Origin of the sequence: Spiroplasma endosymbiont of Dromius quadrimaculatus (assembly GCF_964031155.1) — a bacterium.
Taxonomy (GTDB): Bacteria; Bacillota_I; Bacilli_A; order Mycoplasmatales; family Nriv7; genus Nriv7.
The window spans coordinates 1183697-1202360 of sequence record NZ_OZ035010.1 but is presented as its reverse complement, the minus strand read 5'-3'; the positions used below and the strand labels follow the sequence as shown (position 1 = coordinate 1202360).

Annotated in this window: 8 protein-coding genes, 1 pseudogene and 1 CRISPR repeat array; all 9 genes and pseudogenes read left to right on the top strand. The window is 23.9% G+C overall.

All coding sequences use genetic code 4. The features are described from left to right. Positions 1-21: 21 nt before the first annotated feature. On the top strand, positions 22-3423 hold the full coding sequence (gene cas9 / locus AAHM88_RS06665; RefSeq protein ID WP_342262677.1) for a type II CRISPR RNA-guided endonuclease Cas9: 3402 nt from the start codon (positions 22-24) through the stop codon (positions 3421-3423). A gap of 130 nt (positions 3424-3553) precedes the next feature. Beyond that, positions 3554-3853: direct repeats of the CRISPR family, unit length 36 nt; unit sequence GTTTCAGTCATCAGACATTTTTGTGTAGAATAGAAC. Between the two features lie 208 nt (positions 3854-4061). Further along, positions 4062-4358: a hypothetical protein gene (locus AAHM88_RS06660; protein ID WP_342262676.1), complete on the top strand. Its 297-nt coding sequence runs from the start codon at positions 4062-4064 to the stop codon at positions 4356-4358. A gap of 155 nt (positions 4359-4513) precedes the next feature. Beyond that, on the top strand, positions 4514-5422 hold the full coding sequence (gene cas1 / locus AAHM88_RS06655) for a type II CRISPR-associated endonuclease Cas1 (RefSeq protein ID WP_342262675.1): 909 nt from the start codon (positions 4514-4516) through the stop codon (positions 5420-5422). A gap of 16 nt (positions 5423-5438) precedes the next feature. Then, entirely contained in the window at positions 5439-5747 is a 309-nt protein-coding gene (gene cas2, locus AAHM88_RS06650; protein WP_342262674.1) for a CRISPR-associated endonuclease Cas2, read from the top strand. 10 nt (positions 5748-5757) lie between these two features. Then, complete coding sequence (locus AAHM88_RS06645; RefSeq protein ID WP_342262673.1) at positions 5758-6933, top strand: hypothetical protein; 1176 nt, start codon at positions 5758-5760, stop codon at positions 6931-6933. A 141-nt stretch (positions 6934-7074) separates the two neighbouring features. Beyond that, positions 7075-9492, top strand: coding sequence for a hypothetical protein (locus AAHM88_RS06640; protein ID WP_342262672.1), 2418 nt, complete (start codon positions 7075-7077; stop codon positions 9490-9492). A 15-nt stretch (positions 9493-9507) separates the two neighbouring features. Continuing rightward, positions 9508-15873 carry a hypothetical protein gene (locus tag AAHM88_RS06635; RefSeq protein ID WP_342262671.1) on the top strand — a complete coding sequence of 2122 codons (6366 nt, stop codon included), beginning with the start codon at positions 9508-9510 and terminating at the stop codon, positions 15871-15873. Between the two features lie 611 nt (positions 15874-16484). Then, a pseudogene (locus tag AAHM88_RS06630) lies at positions 16485-17220 on the top strand (IS5 family transposase). 5 nt (positions 17221-17225) lie between these two features. Beyond that, positions 17226-18446, top strand: coding sequence for a hypothetical protein (locus AAHM88_RS06625; protein ID WP_342262670.1), 1221 nt, complete (start codon positions 17226-17228; stop codon positions 18444-18446). Positions 18447-18664 lie beyond the last annotated feature (218 nt).

Sequence of the window (18664 nt, the reverse complement as noted above, 5' to 3'; positions counted from 1 at the left end):
AAATAGGGAAAGGAATAAAAAATGGATAAAAAATATTATTTAGGTTTAGATTTAGGAATATCATCTGTAGGGTGAGCTGTTATGTGTGAAGAAGGGGATGAGTATTATATTGATGATTTTGGTGTAAGACTTTTTGAAGTGGCTGAAGATCATAAAAAAGGAACAACTCATGCTGAAGAAAGAAGAACATTTCGTGGGGCCAGAAGATTAAATCGACGAAGAAAACAAAGAATTAAAGAAATCAAAGATTTTTTAAGAGAAAATAATATTGTTACAGATGAACAATTAGCAAATTTTTATCGCGAAAAGAAAACTACTAATTTAATTAAATATAATGAAGACCAATATTTTAATTTTAATCCTTATGGATTACGAGTAAAGGGATTAACTGAAAAATTAACTGGTGAAGAGTTGGGTGTTATTTTAATTCATATTGCCAATAGTCGTGGTTATAATGATAAGTTTTCTTTTAATAAAGAAGATAAAAAGCAAGCAACTAAATTAGATAGTGCGTTAAATAAAGCTAATTTATTAATTCAATCTCATAAAACAATTGCTTCAGCAATTGTTAATGAACAAGAATTTAAATCAAAAGAAAATGCGAATTTAATTGTTGTTCGTAATCGTTTATCAGCATCTGTTAAAAAGAAAAGTACTAAGAACAATGAAAATCAAGAAAAAGATAATACTAATAATAAAGATGCTGTTGGCTATAAATTTTTGTTTGCTAGAGAAGATTATCGGAAGGAATTAAATTTAATTTTAGAAAAGCAAACAGAATTTTATCCGCAATTAAAAGACAAAGTATATAAGTTAGTTGAAGAAATAATTTTACGACAACGAGATTTTGAGTCAGGACCAGGACCTAAATCTGAAATTCAATATGAAAAATGAAAAAATTATATGAAAACACAGCCAAGAATGAAACAAAGATTTTATCCTAATTTTTTAAGTTTAAAAGCTAAGTGCAACTTTTTTAAAAATGAAGAACGAGGCTTTATGTCATCATTAATCTTTGATATTTATCATTTGGTTGTTGAATTATCTAAATATACAGTTAGATTTTCAGAAGAAGAAAACAAAAAAGTAGCACAAGCAGTTTTTAATTTTGTTATTAACAGTAAAGAAAAAATTGATAAAACTGAAATTAAAAAGAAAATTGAAGCTAGTTTAGACAATAAACATAAAATTTCTACTTCAGATAGTGCTTGAAAAAATATCAAATTATTTTTAGAATATACTAAGTTATTGAAAACTGTTTTTTCACTAAATTTATTTGAACATATTAATTTTCATGATTTAAAAGATAATTTCTTTCATCAATTAGGCGAACAATTACATAAAAATATTACTCCTAAAAGAAGAGAAGAATGTATTAATAAACTTTTAAAAGAAAATAATCTTGATATTAGTAAAGAAAATATGAATAATTTTTTAGGATATAAAAAAGTTTCTACGGGGAATGTATCATTTTCTTATATGCAAGAAGCAATTAATGCGTTTTTAGATGGGATTCCTTATGGCAAATTTCAGGATGCTTTTATTAAGAAGCAAGAATTAAATGAAAAAGATATTCAAGAAGACATAAAAAATAATCCTAAGCAACTTAAAGCATTGTTTTCACCAATTATAGAAGAAGATTTATGAAAAAGTTCAACAGTTTTTCGTGCTGTTAATCAAACAAGAAAAGTTTTAAAAGCATTACATCAGAAGTATGAACAGTTTGCAGTTATTAATGTTGAGGTTGCTAATGAATTAGCTAAATCTTTTAAAGACCGTAAAAAAATTGAAAAACAAAATGATATATCTTTTGCTGAAAATAAAAAGTTTGAGAATGAATTAGAAGCAAAAGGAATTAATGTTAATCCTACTAATGTTTTAAAGTATCGTTTATGAAAACAACAATTGGGAATGTGTTTTTATTCTGAAGAAAAAATTGACCTTAATATGTTAACAAATACTAGTTTGTTACAAATTGACCACATTATTCCGCAATCTAAAATTGCTGATGATTCTATGCAAAATAAAGTTTTAGTATTTGCTAAAGAAAATCAGCAAAAGGGTAAACAAGTACCATTGCAATGATTAAAAGACCAACCAGAAAAGTTAAAAAGATTTCAACAATTTTGTAATTTTTTACTTTCAAATCGAAAAATTTCTAAAAATAAATATAATTATTTAATGACAGAAACTTTAGATGATGAAACTTTAAATGATTTTGCATCGCGTAATTTAAATGATACAAGACATATTACAAAATATATTGTTAATTGATTAAAGAAAGAATTTAAGCGATGAGATATTGAAACAAAACAAAGTTTTAATACAAAGATTCAATCAATTAATGGAAAAGTGACATCAAGATTTAGAAGAATCTGATTAAAAGAGAGTCCTTGGGGATTAGATACCAAGGTAAGAGACATAACACCATTTCATCATGCCATTGATGCGATTATATTAACGCAATTTATTAACTTTTCTTATGTTACATTTGCTAGTGATATTGCTAATATTTCTAGTTTAAAACAAAGTTTAAATCATAATAGAATTAGTCAGCAAGATTACGAACAATCTTGTTCAGAAATTTTAATGAAGTGAAAAGTAGCTAAGGATAAATCAGTTGCATACAAAGATAAAGCTAATTGAACAACAAAAGTTAACTTATTTGTTCCTAATGCGGTATCACGACTACAAGATATTATTATGACAAAATATAGTTCTAATGTTGCATTTTCGCCACTAGTTCAAAATTTAAAAGATATAGTTGATGCCAGAATGCCGGTTTTATTAAAGACTGAGAAAGTAAATGTTGATGTGAAAATTAATGCAACCGAGACAAAAACTTATTCACAACGAGTTCCTAAGTATGTAAATGTTTTAAGCAAAGAAGAATATTTAGAGAAAGTAAGACATATGCAAGGCGATATTCATTATCCATTTATATCGTATAAAGTAGATCGGAGATTAGGAGGTAATTACTTTTCATCAGAAAATCTAGTTAAAAAAACAAAAGCTATTAAAAATAATGAATTACAAGAATCATATTTTCAAGACTCCAAAGGTGCAATATGAGAAGTTAATAAGTATTATGGAGTAGTGATGAATTATGAGAATGATAAATTAAAACCGATTTGAATTAGAAGAATAGAAACAAAAGATAATTTAAAACAGTTTGCTAATAGCAAAATAATTAGACATAACGATGTAATTGAATATTTTGATAAGAAAGAAAATAAAAAGAAAATTAAGATATTTAAAGGGAAAATGGGTGCAAGTGTATATGCACATACAATGGGAACAGTAAATATTCAAGATTTAAAGAGAAGTACGGATATTTTTGAAAAACCAAATTATTATGATGGACTTGGTAACTGAGTAGATAATAAAATTCTAAATATAAATATTTTAGGAAAAGAAATATAATGAAATATTATATTTCTTTTATTTTTATTTATTATTATGTATAATAATTTTGAGATTGATTCAGATATAAGTTATTTAGCGATTATTTCACATAAAAAAGTATTTTATTGTTTCCTTCATTTATTTTGAGGTTTCAGTCATCAGACATTTTTGTGTAGAATAGAACAACATATATTTTTATCCAAATGATGAAAAAGTTTCAGTCATCAGACATTTTTGTGTAGAATAGAACCCGAAAACGACAGAAAACTAAGGAGGTAATGTTTCAGTCATCAGACATTTTTGTGTAGAATAGAACAAGATATTGATGATTATGGTGTGTGGCGTGGTTTCAGTCATCAGACATTTTTGTGTAGAATAGAACAAAAATTTATCAATCAGAGAACAAGAAGCTGTTTCAGTCATCAGACATTTTTGTGTACAATAGACATTAGTAGATCAATATTTTTAATAATTAGATATTTTGTGTGGCATAAAATTATTATTTATATCATAATATAATTGTCATTTTGGTTGTGAAGTAAAGATGTTTCCATCACAGCCACTATGATGTCATTTTGATTATTTTTTATATAATTTTTATAATTAATTTTTTTGTGTATAATACAAATATTAAACTATTATGGAGGATTTACTAATTGAAAAATTTTTATTGAAGACAGTATATAGCTAGTATAATTTTACTAGTTATTGCTTTAATATGTGTTGTCATTGGATTAATATTAATTGCAACATATACTGAAATGGATGAGATATTTACTCACAAAAATATTAATGGTTTTAAAGTCATAAAAGAGTATGGTTTAAATCTTGTTTTACGAGCTTGACCCCGACATTTAACATCAGGGATTATTTTTTCAGTAATTTTAGCACCTATTTTTGGTGGCTTAACTGTTATCTCAATATTAGTATCGTATGTATTTGGGAAAGATTAATAATTTTTTATGAAGTTTTTATTTATTACTGAACAGCTAAATTTAGCTGTTCTTTTTATTTATTAAAAATATATATTTTATGAAATTTATTGTTAAAATAAATTTTAGATTAAGATTTGTACAAATATTTGTACAAAAAAAGAAGGGAGCAACCAATGTCGTGAAAAACGATTTTAATTAGTAAATCCGATAAGATTTCCTTGAAAAATGGACAACTACTAGTAACAACACAAGAAAAGCAATTATCATTTGCCATTGAAGATATTAACTGTGTTATGTTAGAAAACAATTACACATTAATTACCACGCAAATATTATCAAGACTAGTTGCGAATGATGTTTTTATAATTGTATGTGATGATAAACATAATCCTTCAGGAATTGTTTTATCATTGAATCAACATTGAAGACCACTAGAAATTTTTGAACGCCAAATGCAAATGACACAGGATTTTAAAGACCATTTACGAATGTTAATTATTAAGCAAAAGATTAGTAATTATATTGTTGTTTTAGAACAATGTAATGGCAGTGAAAAGTCATTGAATACTCTAAAGGCATTTTTTAATACTGTGCAAATGGGCGATGCTACTAATCGCGAAGGATTGGCATCAAAAGTATTTTTTCGTGAAATTTATGGTAGTGCCTTTATTCGCCACGAAGATGATGGAATTAATAATGCTTTAAATTACGGTTATAAAATTATTGCTTCAGCAATTACAAGAAGTTTAAATAAATATGGTTTAAATAGTTATTTAGGTATTTTTCATCGCGGTAAAACCAATCCTTTTAATTTATCATATGATTTCATTGAACCTTTTAGACCATTAATAGATTGGTGAGTGTATATGAACAACGAAATGCTTGTAGAAAAACTATCGTATAATCAACGCCTTGAATTAATAAATGTTTTAAATTATGAAATTTCTTTAGATAATAAATTAATGACAATTACAACGGCAATTAATTTTATGATTAAAAGCTTTGTTACTTGTTTAAAATTAGAAATGCCAACAAAATTGTTACTGCCGACATTACTTCAACAATATTGAGAAAATGAATAGTTTAAGATATCGCCATATGAGATTAATTGTAATGTTTGATTTACCAACAGTTTCTAAGCAAGACCAAAAAGTATATAATGAGTTTCGTAATTTTCTTTTAAAAAATGGTTATTATATGATTCAATTTTCAATTTATGTTCGGTTATGTGTTCATCACGATGATTTAAGAAAACATATCAAAAGACTAAGTTTACATATTCCAGAAAAAGGAAATATTAGGTGTTTAACAGTAACAGAAAAGCAATATGAAGAAATGCAAATATTTGTTGGTACTAAATCTTATCAAGAAGAATATATTAATTTAAAACCAATAGTAGAATTGTAAGGGAATAAAGATGAAAAAAATTTTATTTAGCAATCATATTTTTGATATGCAAACTTTAAATGTTCAAGATAATGTTTGTTTTATTTTGGGTGATAATAGTTCAGGTAAAACGCAAATCTTGAACACACTTCATTCAGGTTTTAAAGGTAAAACTAAAACCGTTAAAGTAGATGAACAATATATTAATGCTGGTGATTATCAAGTGGTTTTTTTAAAAGAATTTTTTGATATTCAAACAGAAATAAAAATTAGTCGGACATCAGAATTTCGAAATGAAATTATTAAGATTTTAAATAAATTCACTATTAATGATGATAAATATGAAATATTACTAAAAAAACTTAGTAAAATTAGTAATGAAATTGAAACAATAATAAATGATAATTTCATTAGTAATTTATCATCAATAGCTAATGAAAATATTAAGTTAAGAACTAAATTAGAATTAAATTCATTGGAAAATGTTATTGATAAATTGTTAAAAATTGATATTTATGATGAAAAACGAGCAGATAATTCAATAATTGATGATAGTAACTATAGTAGATTTATTTTAAGAATGTTAATTTTAAATATTTTGTCTTCATACTTAGAGCAAGATAATTATCGGCCAATAGTATTTCTAATTGATTTACCCGAATTATATGGTACTCCTAAGTTACTAGTAAAAGTAAATAGTTTTTTAAAGAAAATGACAATGGAAAATAATGTTTTCTTATTTATTGCTACTAATAGTCCTTGATATTTAGAAAATTTTTGTCCACCAATAGAGTCGATTAATTTAATAAAAAAACAAAATATTTACAAATTCAATAATAGTGAAAAAACAATTATGGAAGCGGTTATAATGAATTCATTTTATGAAAGCAGTAGTAATGATTTTGTATGATATAAAAGTAATATTGGTCGTGTTTTTGAAGCAGAAGATTTAATTAAAGAAAAACAATACTTCTATAATTATGGTTTTAGTTATTTTACTAATGCTATATTTACTGATGAAGTCATATTAATTTATAAGAAGCAAAATTGCCTTAAAAATGAAAATAACTATATTTTTTATGTTGCAACCGAACTAAAAATTCAATTAATGCTTTTTTATTTATTACAAAAATTCAATATTAAATGTGTTTTAGATGAAAGCATTAAGGAAATTAATAAAATTAGATATTTATTAGATTTAAATTAGGATAAGAAAAAAACTCTATTAATATTAATAAAGTTTTTTCTTGCCACATACTATATATTTTTAAGAAAACATTATATAATATGCTTGTATAAAATGAACTTTAGTAGCAATTAACTTTTAAAAAGGATTTGTGAAGTTTAGATGAAAAACATATTTAAAGCGATGTTTCTATCAATAATAACTGTTACTAGTAGTTTATCGCTGGCAAGTTCATATAAAAAAGCAAAACCAAGAACGCATATTAGTGTTAAGCCGTTAACAAAAGCGATAATTCTTTTAACACTAGGCATTGATGGTAGTTCTTTAAATACGAGAGATGTCATTGCTGATGGTTTAAAATTGTTACAAAAGCAAATTAAAGAATTAGATGCTAATATTAAGTTGGAATTAAAAAAACCGCAAATAGCAAATCAACGATTAAGAGAAAAAACTAATAAGGTTGCTCTTAAAATAAGTTTGGATAAAGTGTCGTTAGATGTTACTGCTGTAATTAAAAATGTTAAGAAAGGTAGTATTTTAACAGTAGATGAACGCATTACTGGCGTTATTACGGGAATTGGAACAACGATGGATGGTTCTGAGTTTCATAATAAAAATTCATTACAAGATATTATTAAAAAGTTAAATAATTTAGCAACGGCAATTGATAATGAAGCAGTTATTACTTTAACCCCTAAAACGCAAAAATTGCAAGGTTTACTAGTAGTTAGTAATAATGTTATTAATATTAGAGTTGCTATTTCTAATAAGTTTCAGGATGTTATAATTACGGTTAATAATGTGCAAAATAAAGTTGCTTTGGAACAAAAAGAAGTAATGGAAAAAGCATTAAAAATTTTACAAGAAGATATTGATGGTTCAAGTTTAACAACCAATAGTAATTTTGAAGCTGCTTTAACTTTAATTAAAAGAAAACTAGGAAATTTAACCCAAGAACTTAATATTGATTTACAATCACAAGTTGTTAAAAAACAAAATTTAACTGATGCTACTAACTTGGTTGCGATTAGATTAAAAATTGGTAGTTTTACTGAAAATATTACAACTAATTTAGTTAATGTTAATTTATTCCAACAAGATGAAGCAAGTTTGATTCAACAAATTAGAGAAGCATTAGTAAAAATTACGGGTTATAAATTTACAAATGAAAATACTGTTAATGATGCTTTTAATCATATTAAAGAAATTATTCAGGATATTAAAAAAGATGCGGTTATTACATTAAATACCTTAGGTGATACGACTTTAAAGCAAGATAATCTTATTAATATTACTTATTCATTAAACAATAATAAAGCTGGTAAAAAATATACTTACGATGTGGAATTAAAAAATGTTGGTACTAAAATTGAAAAAGTTTTTGACCAAATTGAAAAAAAATTAGAAAATATTGATGGTAGTCAGTTACTTGATAGTAATAATAATTATGAAGATGCCATTAATTTACTTATTAAAGAACAAATTAAAAGTATTTCATCAGAAACAACAGTAGAATTAGTTAGTAATAATGATATGTTACAGTCAGGAAATAATAGTTTTAAAATAAAATTACTTCTTGGTGAAGTAACAAGAGAAATTAATATTAACATTAGTAATGTTGCTATTTCTAATCAACAATGACTTAATATTATTGAACAAAGAATTATTACTGAGAGTTTAAAAGAACAATTATTTACTACTGATATGACAACAGTAGATGTATTAGATGTTATTAAAAATGATATTCGAATTATTAATGAGCATGCAAAAATATCATTACCAGAGAAAGAATCAACTGTAAGAAAATTACAAGAAAATGAAGATCTTGTTAAAATTAAAATTGAGTTAGGTAATGACTCAAAAATAATTGCCGTTAAAGTTAAAAAGATTATTATATCTAATATTGATATATTAGAAGCAAAAATTATCGCGTTACGCCATCAGGGATTTTTAGAAATTGACAATTGAGATACTGATAAAACTTATCAAGATGTTATTAATTTTATTACTAGTAAAATTGATAATAAAGATATTAAGGTTAAATTAGTAAGTAAATTAAAAAATGCTAATGATAAATTGGAAACAGGTGATACTACTATTGCTTTACAATTAGAATTAAATGAAGATATTGTAAGTACTAATGTTCTTGTAAAAGATATTAAAGTATCAAATAATGATATTTTAACAGCAACTATTTCGAAACTTGATTTAAGTATTATTAATTGAAATACAAATAAAACTTATCAAGATGTTATTAACTTTATTAATGATCAACTAAAAGTTATTAATCAAGATATTAAAGTAGAATTAGTAGGGAAAAATACTAATTCTAAAATAGATATTGCTGACAATAATGTTGAATTGAAGTTAGTTTTAAATGGTGGTGAAAAAACGATTAATGTTAAATTTACTAATACTACCCTTTCGGATTATGATTTAATTCAAAAAATTAATAATGAAGTTAATAAAATTTTTGATAATAAAACAACAGCAACAACACATCAAGATGTAATTAATGAGTTAAAGGAACGAATTAAATTATTAATATCTAGTAATGATGCTTTAAAAGTTTCATTATAGTTAGAGGGTAGCAACTTGTCTGATAAACTAACAATTGGTAGTAATCAATTGAATGTTATTATTCAAGTAAATAAAGAAACTATTAATCTACCACTTGAAATAAATAATGTTGTCAAATCTAATGAACAAGTTCTTAATGAAATTAAAGAACTATTAAAAGATGAGTTAGATTTACAATTAAATAGTAAACAAACAGGACAAGAAGCTTTAAATAAATTAATTGCTAAGATTAAAGATAGTATTAGTAATAATGTTGAAATTACATTTCGTAATAAAAATGATGCTAATAATAAAATTGCTGTTAAAAATGATGAATTTGATATTGATGTTAAAATTAATCAACAAATTCCAGAAATGTTGAGATTTAAATTAAAAAATATTACTGAATCTAATGAAGACTTGTTAAATCGGATTATTACTAATTTAAATGTTGTTGTTGATAATAAAACAACAATAACAACCCAACAAGAAATTGTTGCCGAAATACAATTAAGAATTCAGAAATTGCTGGGAAAAGAAAATTATGATCGTTTAGAAATAAAATTAGAAAATGAACAAGAAATTAATAATAAATTAATTCCTAATGATAATAATATTAAAATTATTATTAAAGTTGCTGATGAACAACAAATTATTAATATTAATGTTAAAAAAGTTATTGCGTCGAATAATGATATTTTAACTAAGGCTATTGCTGATTTAGATAAAGATATTACTAATTGAGATACTAACAAAACTTATCAACAAGTCCTTAATTTTATTAAACAAAAGATTAATAATGAAAATATTAATGTAACCTTTAATAATAATCAACAAGCTGTTTTAACTAAATTGCCGAAAGGAACATATTCTTTAGAACTTAAATTACAGTTAGGAACAGAACTTCAAGTTATTAAGGTTAATATTATTAATTTAAAACAATCATCTGATGATATTTTACAAACTTTAACTGATAAATTAGTGACAACAATTGAAAATAAAACTACTTCAGATTCATATCAAAAAATTATTGATGAAATTTCTCAACAATTAGCAACCATATTTGACGATGATGAAATTACTCAATTTAAGGTTTCATTTCCTAATATTAAAAACTTACAAGATAAATTAAAAATTACTGATAATGAATTGTTATTGCTTATTAAATTTCAAGAACAAGAATATAAAGTTAAGCTTAATCTTAAAAATATTATAATTTCTGCTGATGAGTTAGAACAAGTTATTGCTAATTATTTAGAAAATAATTTAGATTTAGACTTAACAACTAGTAACAAAACAGGTGATGTTTTACAATTAATTCAAAATCATTTTAATAGTGCAAGACTTGAAATTTTAATTAAAAATCTTGCTGACCAAAATCGTAATTTGCAACTGGAAACTGATAATATTATGATTACAATTAATATTGATAATAATAAGTTGGTAACGAAAACAATAAAATTAATTAATATTAAAGAATCAATTCAAGATGTTCTTAAACGGTTGGATAAAGAACTTAATAAGGATTTTATTAATTTGACAACTGATAATACTTATGAAAATGTTTTAGAACAATTACAAGAACGAATTCAAGATTTCTTTAATGGTAATAATCCGCAGTTTGTAATTACCATTCAAGATAGTCTTAATTTAAAAGATAAATTAACTGATGGAAAAAATGCTGGTGTTTCTTTTATTATTACGGTTGGTGCCGAAAGGATTGCCATTAAAGTTAATCTGCTTAATGTTATTAAATCTAATAATGATATTTTACAAACAGTTTTTAATGAATTAGATAAAAAAATTATTAATTGAGATACTAGTAAAACATATGAAGATATTCTTAATGAAATTAATACCCGCATTAATAACCCTAACATTAAAGTAAGTTTTAAAGAAAAAATTGCTTTAAATAAAAATTTATCTTTAGATAATAATGTTTTTGAATTAGAGTTATTATTAAATAATAGTAAAAAAACAATTACGATGGAAGTACCAATTGAAACGCGTTCACATAAAGATTTATTAGATTTTATTAAGGAAAACATTAATATTAATAATAAAACAACGGATACTTTACAACAAGATATTTTAAATGAAGTGATATTAAGTTTAAGAGATTTTTTAAATGATAAAGAAAATCGTCGCGTGATGGTTAGTTTAAATGATAGTAATTTAGCTGGTAATAAATTACTTGTTGGTACTGATAAAGTTGGATTAAAAATTACTATTGATAATATTGATGCGTTGTTAGTCATTAATGTATCTAATACGATATTATCAAAAACGGATATGTTAGCACAAATTGAAAATTTGTTTCAAGAAATGATAACAGCACAATGAACAACTGATAATGTTCGTCAAGATGTTTTACAAAGGATTAAAGAAAAACTGCAACAATTATTACCTAATGACAATGCTCGGATTACTATGGAGTTAGAACAAAATTCATTAGCAAATAATAAGTTAACTGAAGATTTAGATGAATTAGGTTTTAAAGTTATTATTGATGATGCTAAAGGAGAAATCCTTTCTTTAAAATTAAATAATATTATTAAAAAAGAACAACAAGTTTTAAATGATATTATTGCGCAAATAAATAAAAATATTGCTAATAAAACAACAGATAGTTCGTATGGTGATATTTTACAAGAAATTATTGCTAGTTTAACGATTGATGCAAAAGTTAAGATTTCATTAGAAAATCCTAATGATATTGATAAAAAACTGGTTGTTAATAACAATACTATTAAAATTAAAGTTGCGCTTGGAGAATTAACAGAAGTTGTAACGATTGTTGTTAATGATGTTATTGAATCTCATAATGATATTTTAGCAAACCTAGTTAATAGTTTAAATCAAACGATTGTTAATTGAAAAACTGATAAAACCTATCAAAATCTAATTGATTATCTTATTACTAATGTTAATAATGAAAATGTTATTATAACTTTTGAAGATAAAAATATTGTTCCTTCGCAAACATTAGCAATTGGTAATCACAGTTTAGTAATGTTATTACAATTAGTCGAAAATGTTAAAAAGGTAACAATTAACATTATTGATGTTCAAAAAACTGACCAAGAAAAAATTGATGAAACTATTCAAGCAATTAAAACTACTATTATTAATAAAACAACAGATAGTTCGTATGGTGATATTTTACAAGAAATTATTGCTAGTTTAACGATTGATGCAAAAGTTAAGATTTCATTAGAAAATCCTAATGATATTGATAAAAAACTGGTTATTAATAATAATACCATTAAAATTAAAATTGCCCTTGGAGCAATAACAGAAATTATAACTATTAATGTTAATGATGTGATTGAATCCGATAATGATATTTTAACTAATTTAGTTGCTAAGTTAGAAAAAAATATTATTGGTTGAAAAACTGATAAAACTTATCAAGATGTTTTGGAATATGTTATTAACCATATCAATAATAGTAAAATTGTTGTTTCTTTTAAAGATAATCAGATTGTAACAACAAATTCGTTGCAAGCAGGCGAACATAATTTGGATATTGAATTACATTTAGGAGCAAATAAGCAAGTAATTACTATTAAAATTGTTGATGTTCAAGAAACGGATCGTGATGTGATTGCTCGTATTATTAATGGTATTAATTCTAAAATTACTGGAAAAACTACTGATAGTTCATATGAAAGTATTTTAAATGAAATTAAAGTTTTATTTAAGGATGTTGATCAAGAAAAAATATTATTACAAGATTGAACTGAAAATAAGGTTAAATTAAAACAAGGTGATAATAAAATTTCATTAATTATTAAGTCAGGAATGGAATCAAAGGAATTAGATATTAATATTGTTAATGTTATTTTGTCAGTTAATGATTTACAAAAGCAATTAATGGCACTTTTAAAAGAACCAATAAAACTTGAAAATATTACTAGTGATAGTTTAACTGAAGTTGTAATTATTGCTTTGCAAGATTATCTTAAAGAAAAATTAGGTACTAAGACTTTTTCACAAATTGATGATATTTCATTATTGTTAAAAAAAATTGCCAAAAATAAAATTTCAACGCTTCAAGGTTGGGATGAAGGTAATCTTTCTTTAGTTATTAAAATTAAAGCAGATGGCATTGATGAGCAATTAACACTTAAACTTAAAGATATTTTAATGACAAATGAATATCGTTTAAATAAAACAATTAATAAAATTAAAGCATTAGGACATATTTCGGGAAAAACTACTAAAAATACCATTGCTGAAATTTTACAAGAAATTCAAGAACAGTTTAAAGACCAATCGGAAATTAGTATTAGTTTAAAGGATCTAGCAATTACGAAATTAAATGCTGGCGATAATAATATTATATTAACTGTTATTGTTGGTAATACTGCATCGCAAGAAGTTAGTATTTTAGTAAAAGATGTTTTTGATTATGAAGGATATCAAACAAGTCTTATTAATAGATTACAATTAGCGTTGGATAATGCTAATTTAAATACGGGAATGTCATTTGGCGAATTAAAGAAAATTATTACTAATGTTCTTTTTGAAAATGAAACAATTGTCATTGAAAATGGTTTATATGGTGAAAGTTCATATAAACCATTAAATGAAAATGCTAAACTTAAAGCAGAATTTATTAAAATGTTTATTAAAAATGTTAGTATCAATCAAAATAATAATAAAATACTATTTGATGGTTTTGACTTAAAACTAAATATTAAACTTGCTGATAGTGAATTAATTAATGCCGTTATAACAAATATTAATAAAGAAATTACTGGAAAAACAACTAGTACGAATATTAATGATATTTTAAGAGAAATCCAACAACAGTTTAAGAATGATGGCAGAATTAATATTAATTTTAAAGAAGGAACAATTTCTAAGTTAGAAGTTGGTAATAATAAACTTATTTTATTTATTAAAGTTGGTGAACATACTTCTCAAGAAATAGAACTAATTGTTAAAGATGTTTCCTTATCAATTGAAGATTTGCAAAATAAAATTGCGAAGTTTTTATTACAAGACTTTGATTTTGATTTGAATAGTGACAATAAATATGCGGATGCTTTAAATAAATTGCAAGAAAAGTTAAAGTTAGAAATTGGTGCTGAAAACTTTAATCGCTTAAATGATTTTAGGATTGATGAGCAGTTAATGAAATTTGCTGATCGGGCTAATACTCATATTAAAGATGCGACATTAGTTGTTCATTTTAATATTGATAAAATCCAACAAGACTATAAAATTAACTTAATCAATATTAAAATGACAAATGAAATGTTATTAAAAGAAGTAATAAATATTTTAAATGAAAGTCAAGATTTAGAACTTACTACCGATAATACTTATGGTAATGCCATAGAAAAACTAAAAGCAAAATTAAAATTAAAGTTAGGTAATGAAGCTTTTAATCGTATTAAAGATTTTGATTTATCAGGTTTACAAAAAGCATTTACAGAAGTAAAACTAGGGGCATTAAATGCTGATGATAAGCATATTAATATTGAATTTAAAGTGGGAACAACAATAAAATCATTAAAAGTTAAGCTTATAAATATTCAAAAAACTGATCAATTTTTGTTTGAAGAAGTTAATGATTTTTTAGCAAAGGATATTGATTTAAAATTAACTACTGATGACTCTTTTACGACAGCAATTGAAAAACTTAAAGATAATTTAAAAAATAAATTAGGTGCCGAGAATTTTAAACGAATTAAAATATTGACAATTAGTTCTGATAATCAAAAATTTAAAGATGATTTATTAGGAAAATGATTAACTAATAGTAAGATTAAAATTAATTTTGCAATTGGTGAATTTAGCAACGAAGTTAAATTAAAATTTGTTAATATTTCTAAATCGCAACAATATTTACAAGATGAAGCAATTGCTAAGAAAGTTATTAATTTTTTAGAACAAGATTACGATTGACAATTTTCATGAACAGATAGTGGTGAAAAAGTTTTTAATGCTTTAAAACAAAATTTAGAAAAATATTTGGGAAAAGCGGATTTTGCTCGGATTGATAAATTAGCGTTTGAGAATGAAGATAGTTATAATATTTTTTTAGGAACAAATATGCGGTTTGGTAAGAGTTCATTGGCTTTAAAAATTAAAGTTGGTAATTTACCAGAAGAAACAAATTTAAAAATTAAGTTACAAGATATTAAGTCAATTGAATATGAAGAAATTGCTGATGCCATTGGGAATTTAAAACTTCAAGATGTTAAAGATAATGTTATTAATGCTCAGGATAAGCAAAAAATAATTAAATTTTTTAAAGAAAAATTAAATTGAGATGTGAAAATTAAATCTTCAATTATTGCTATTAATGTAATTTCATATGGTGGAAAATGATTTAAATTAACAATTCTTCCAGTTGTTGGTTTGAAAGTAATTCCGTTTTATGCATAAGACCAAAATATTTAGGAAATGAGTTTTCTAATGGAAAAATCAAGAAAATTTCTAAATTTAGTTACTTGTGAAGTTATTTATGAAACTCAATCATTATCAAAAGTATGTACTATAGCACAGACATATGTTAGTTTCAAGAGTTTTTTAAAAGTTTGTTTAAAAAAAATTGAATGGCGTATCTTTTATTGTTCAATGATTCCTTTGAAAGTTATAAAAGTAATAATATTCATTTAAATATATTTGCAATTCATTAGTATTAAATCTTTTGATATCATCTAACAATAATTCTTATGAAATCTTTCTATCTTACCATTACTTTGGGGTGACCTTATTGGTGTTGTTTCATGTATAATCTTATTATCTTTTGAAATAATAGTTGTTTGATTACCAACAACTATTATTTTTTAAATCAATAACTTACTGTTAAGATTAATATGGAAAAAAACTAATTTAGTGGTGAGGAGATTATTTAATATTAAATAATTATAACTGAATAAATTGGTTTATTTTTTAATAGCGAGTGCATAAAGTAAGGTAGAATGTGGACATTAAAGTGTATAAATTAGAAAAATAAGATAAAATAAGTATATATTTTAAAATAAGAGGTATATATGCATAAAAATTATCCTAGTAATGTCAGCAAAGAGCAATTTGAAAACATAAGATCAATTTTAGAAAACAGCAAAAAGAAAACAAAACCAAGAATTTTAGATTTATATGAAGTGTTTTGTGGAGTGTTATATGTATTAAAAAGTGGTTGTTAATGAAGGATAAGAATGTTGCCAAAAGATTTTCCAAAGTGACAGACCCTATACTACTATTTTCAAATTTGAAGTAAAAATAATGGCAAAAATCCTAGTTTGTTGCAATTAGTTTTAAAAAGAAATAGTTAAAATGGTTTGTATCAACAATCATTGCCAAGAAAAAACTAGTTTTTTTATATATATTGATTCGCAAAGTGTTAAAAACACAGATACTGCTGAAAATAAAGGTTATGATGCTGGTAAAAAGATTTCAGGAATAAAACGCGTCATATTGTTGTTGATTTTCAAGATTTATTGTATGCAATTAATATAACAACCGCAGAAAGCACGGATCGTAATAGGACTATATATAAAATATAATGAATTAAATTCTTTTGTAGTACTACCTAAAAGATGAGTTGTAGAACGAAGTTTTGCTTGATTAGAAAACTTGATATTATTTAAACTAATCCTACTTATTGAAGACAAAAACAAGCATACCAAGAACTTATTGCAGAAATCATGTAAAATTAATGTAAATTTTTTGGAGGAAATTATGAATGATAATAAAAGAAAAAAATTATTGTATTTACTAGTAGAGTAGCTTTAATGTCAGCAGTTCCAATTTGTTTAGGCATAATTTTTTTATTAAATCTACCAATTAAAAAAGAAAGTCAAAAATTAAAAGAAAAAAATTTACCAAAAATTATTACAGAAAATAAAAAAAATTTAGAAACTATTAAAACTAGTGGTCTTGAAAAACCGACTGAAGAACAAATTAAAAATTTACTTGGAAACAAGTTTGATATTGATATAAACAAAATTCAAATTAAAGAGATTACATCAACAACTGCTAAAGTAATCTCAAAAGATAATAAAGTTTATACTGGTGAAGTTACAATTAACTATATAATTGATAAATCTATTAATTTAGATTATCTTGTTCCTAATATAAAAAATAGAAAAAAAGTAGAGACTTTTCGTAATAATTTTTTTTCAAAATTACAAGATATAGTTAAAAATGATAAATTTTTAACTAAAAATGGTTGATTTAAAAAATATGAAAATTTATCCGATATGAATAAATTTATTCATGAATTAGATGAAAAACTTATATATAAAGCAAATCAAGAATCTATTAATGAATTTAATAAAATAAAAAATAACACTGATAATTTTTCTGATTTTGCTAATTTAAATAAACAACTTAAAAAGGAAGCTTTTATAATAGAGAGTAGGTCTACTTTAGTTGGAATAAATTGAGAATTATTATTAAATTTATTATTAAATAATAATGAAAAAATGAAAGATAAAATTAAAGAAAATTTAGTTTATTTTTATAATATAATGGCTAAAGTCTATGGAAAAAATAATCTTATGCAAATGGTAGAAAAAATTGATTTACAACAGTCTTGAACAAAAAGTCTAGCATATGCAGAACATCCTTATAATAATCGATACAACTTAAAAACTATTGTTCTTAACTGTTCTCTTGCAAACCGTAGTTATGAAGTGATACTTTGAACTATAGTTCATGAATATGGTCATATGTTAGATTTTTTTTGTAATAATGTTTGAATAAAGACATTAGGGGAAAATTATATGATAAATGCATTAGCAGAAAACACTAGAATTACTGATGATAATTATAAAAAATTATTAGCATTTGGAATTATTAGAAGTAATTATGGAGCAATATCATATAAAGAACTTTTTGCTGAAGCTTTTGCAAATTGAATTGTTACTCCAGAAGAAAATCGTGATGTTGCTTGAGAAAAATTAGATAAGTTTTTTAGAATTGATTTACCAAAAATGATTGTAAAAAAGTAATAGACATTTCGGACAAATTATTTATTCATATTGTCCCTGCAAAATTTTATTTTTGTTTAAATTTTGTTACTGTATTATCAAACGATTGTTGATAACATTTTCCACTACAATATATAAATTTATTATGATATTAAAGAATTAAATGTATATTCTTTTTCACATGATGATAGGTAACATTTGAATAAGGACGCATAAAGTTTTCTTAGGTGGGAAAAGAT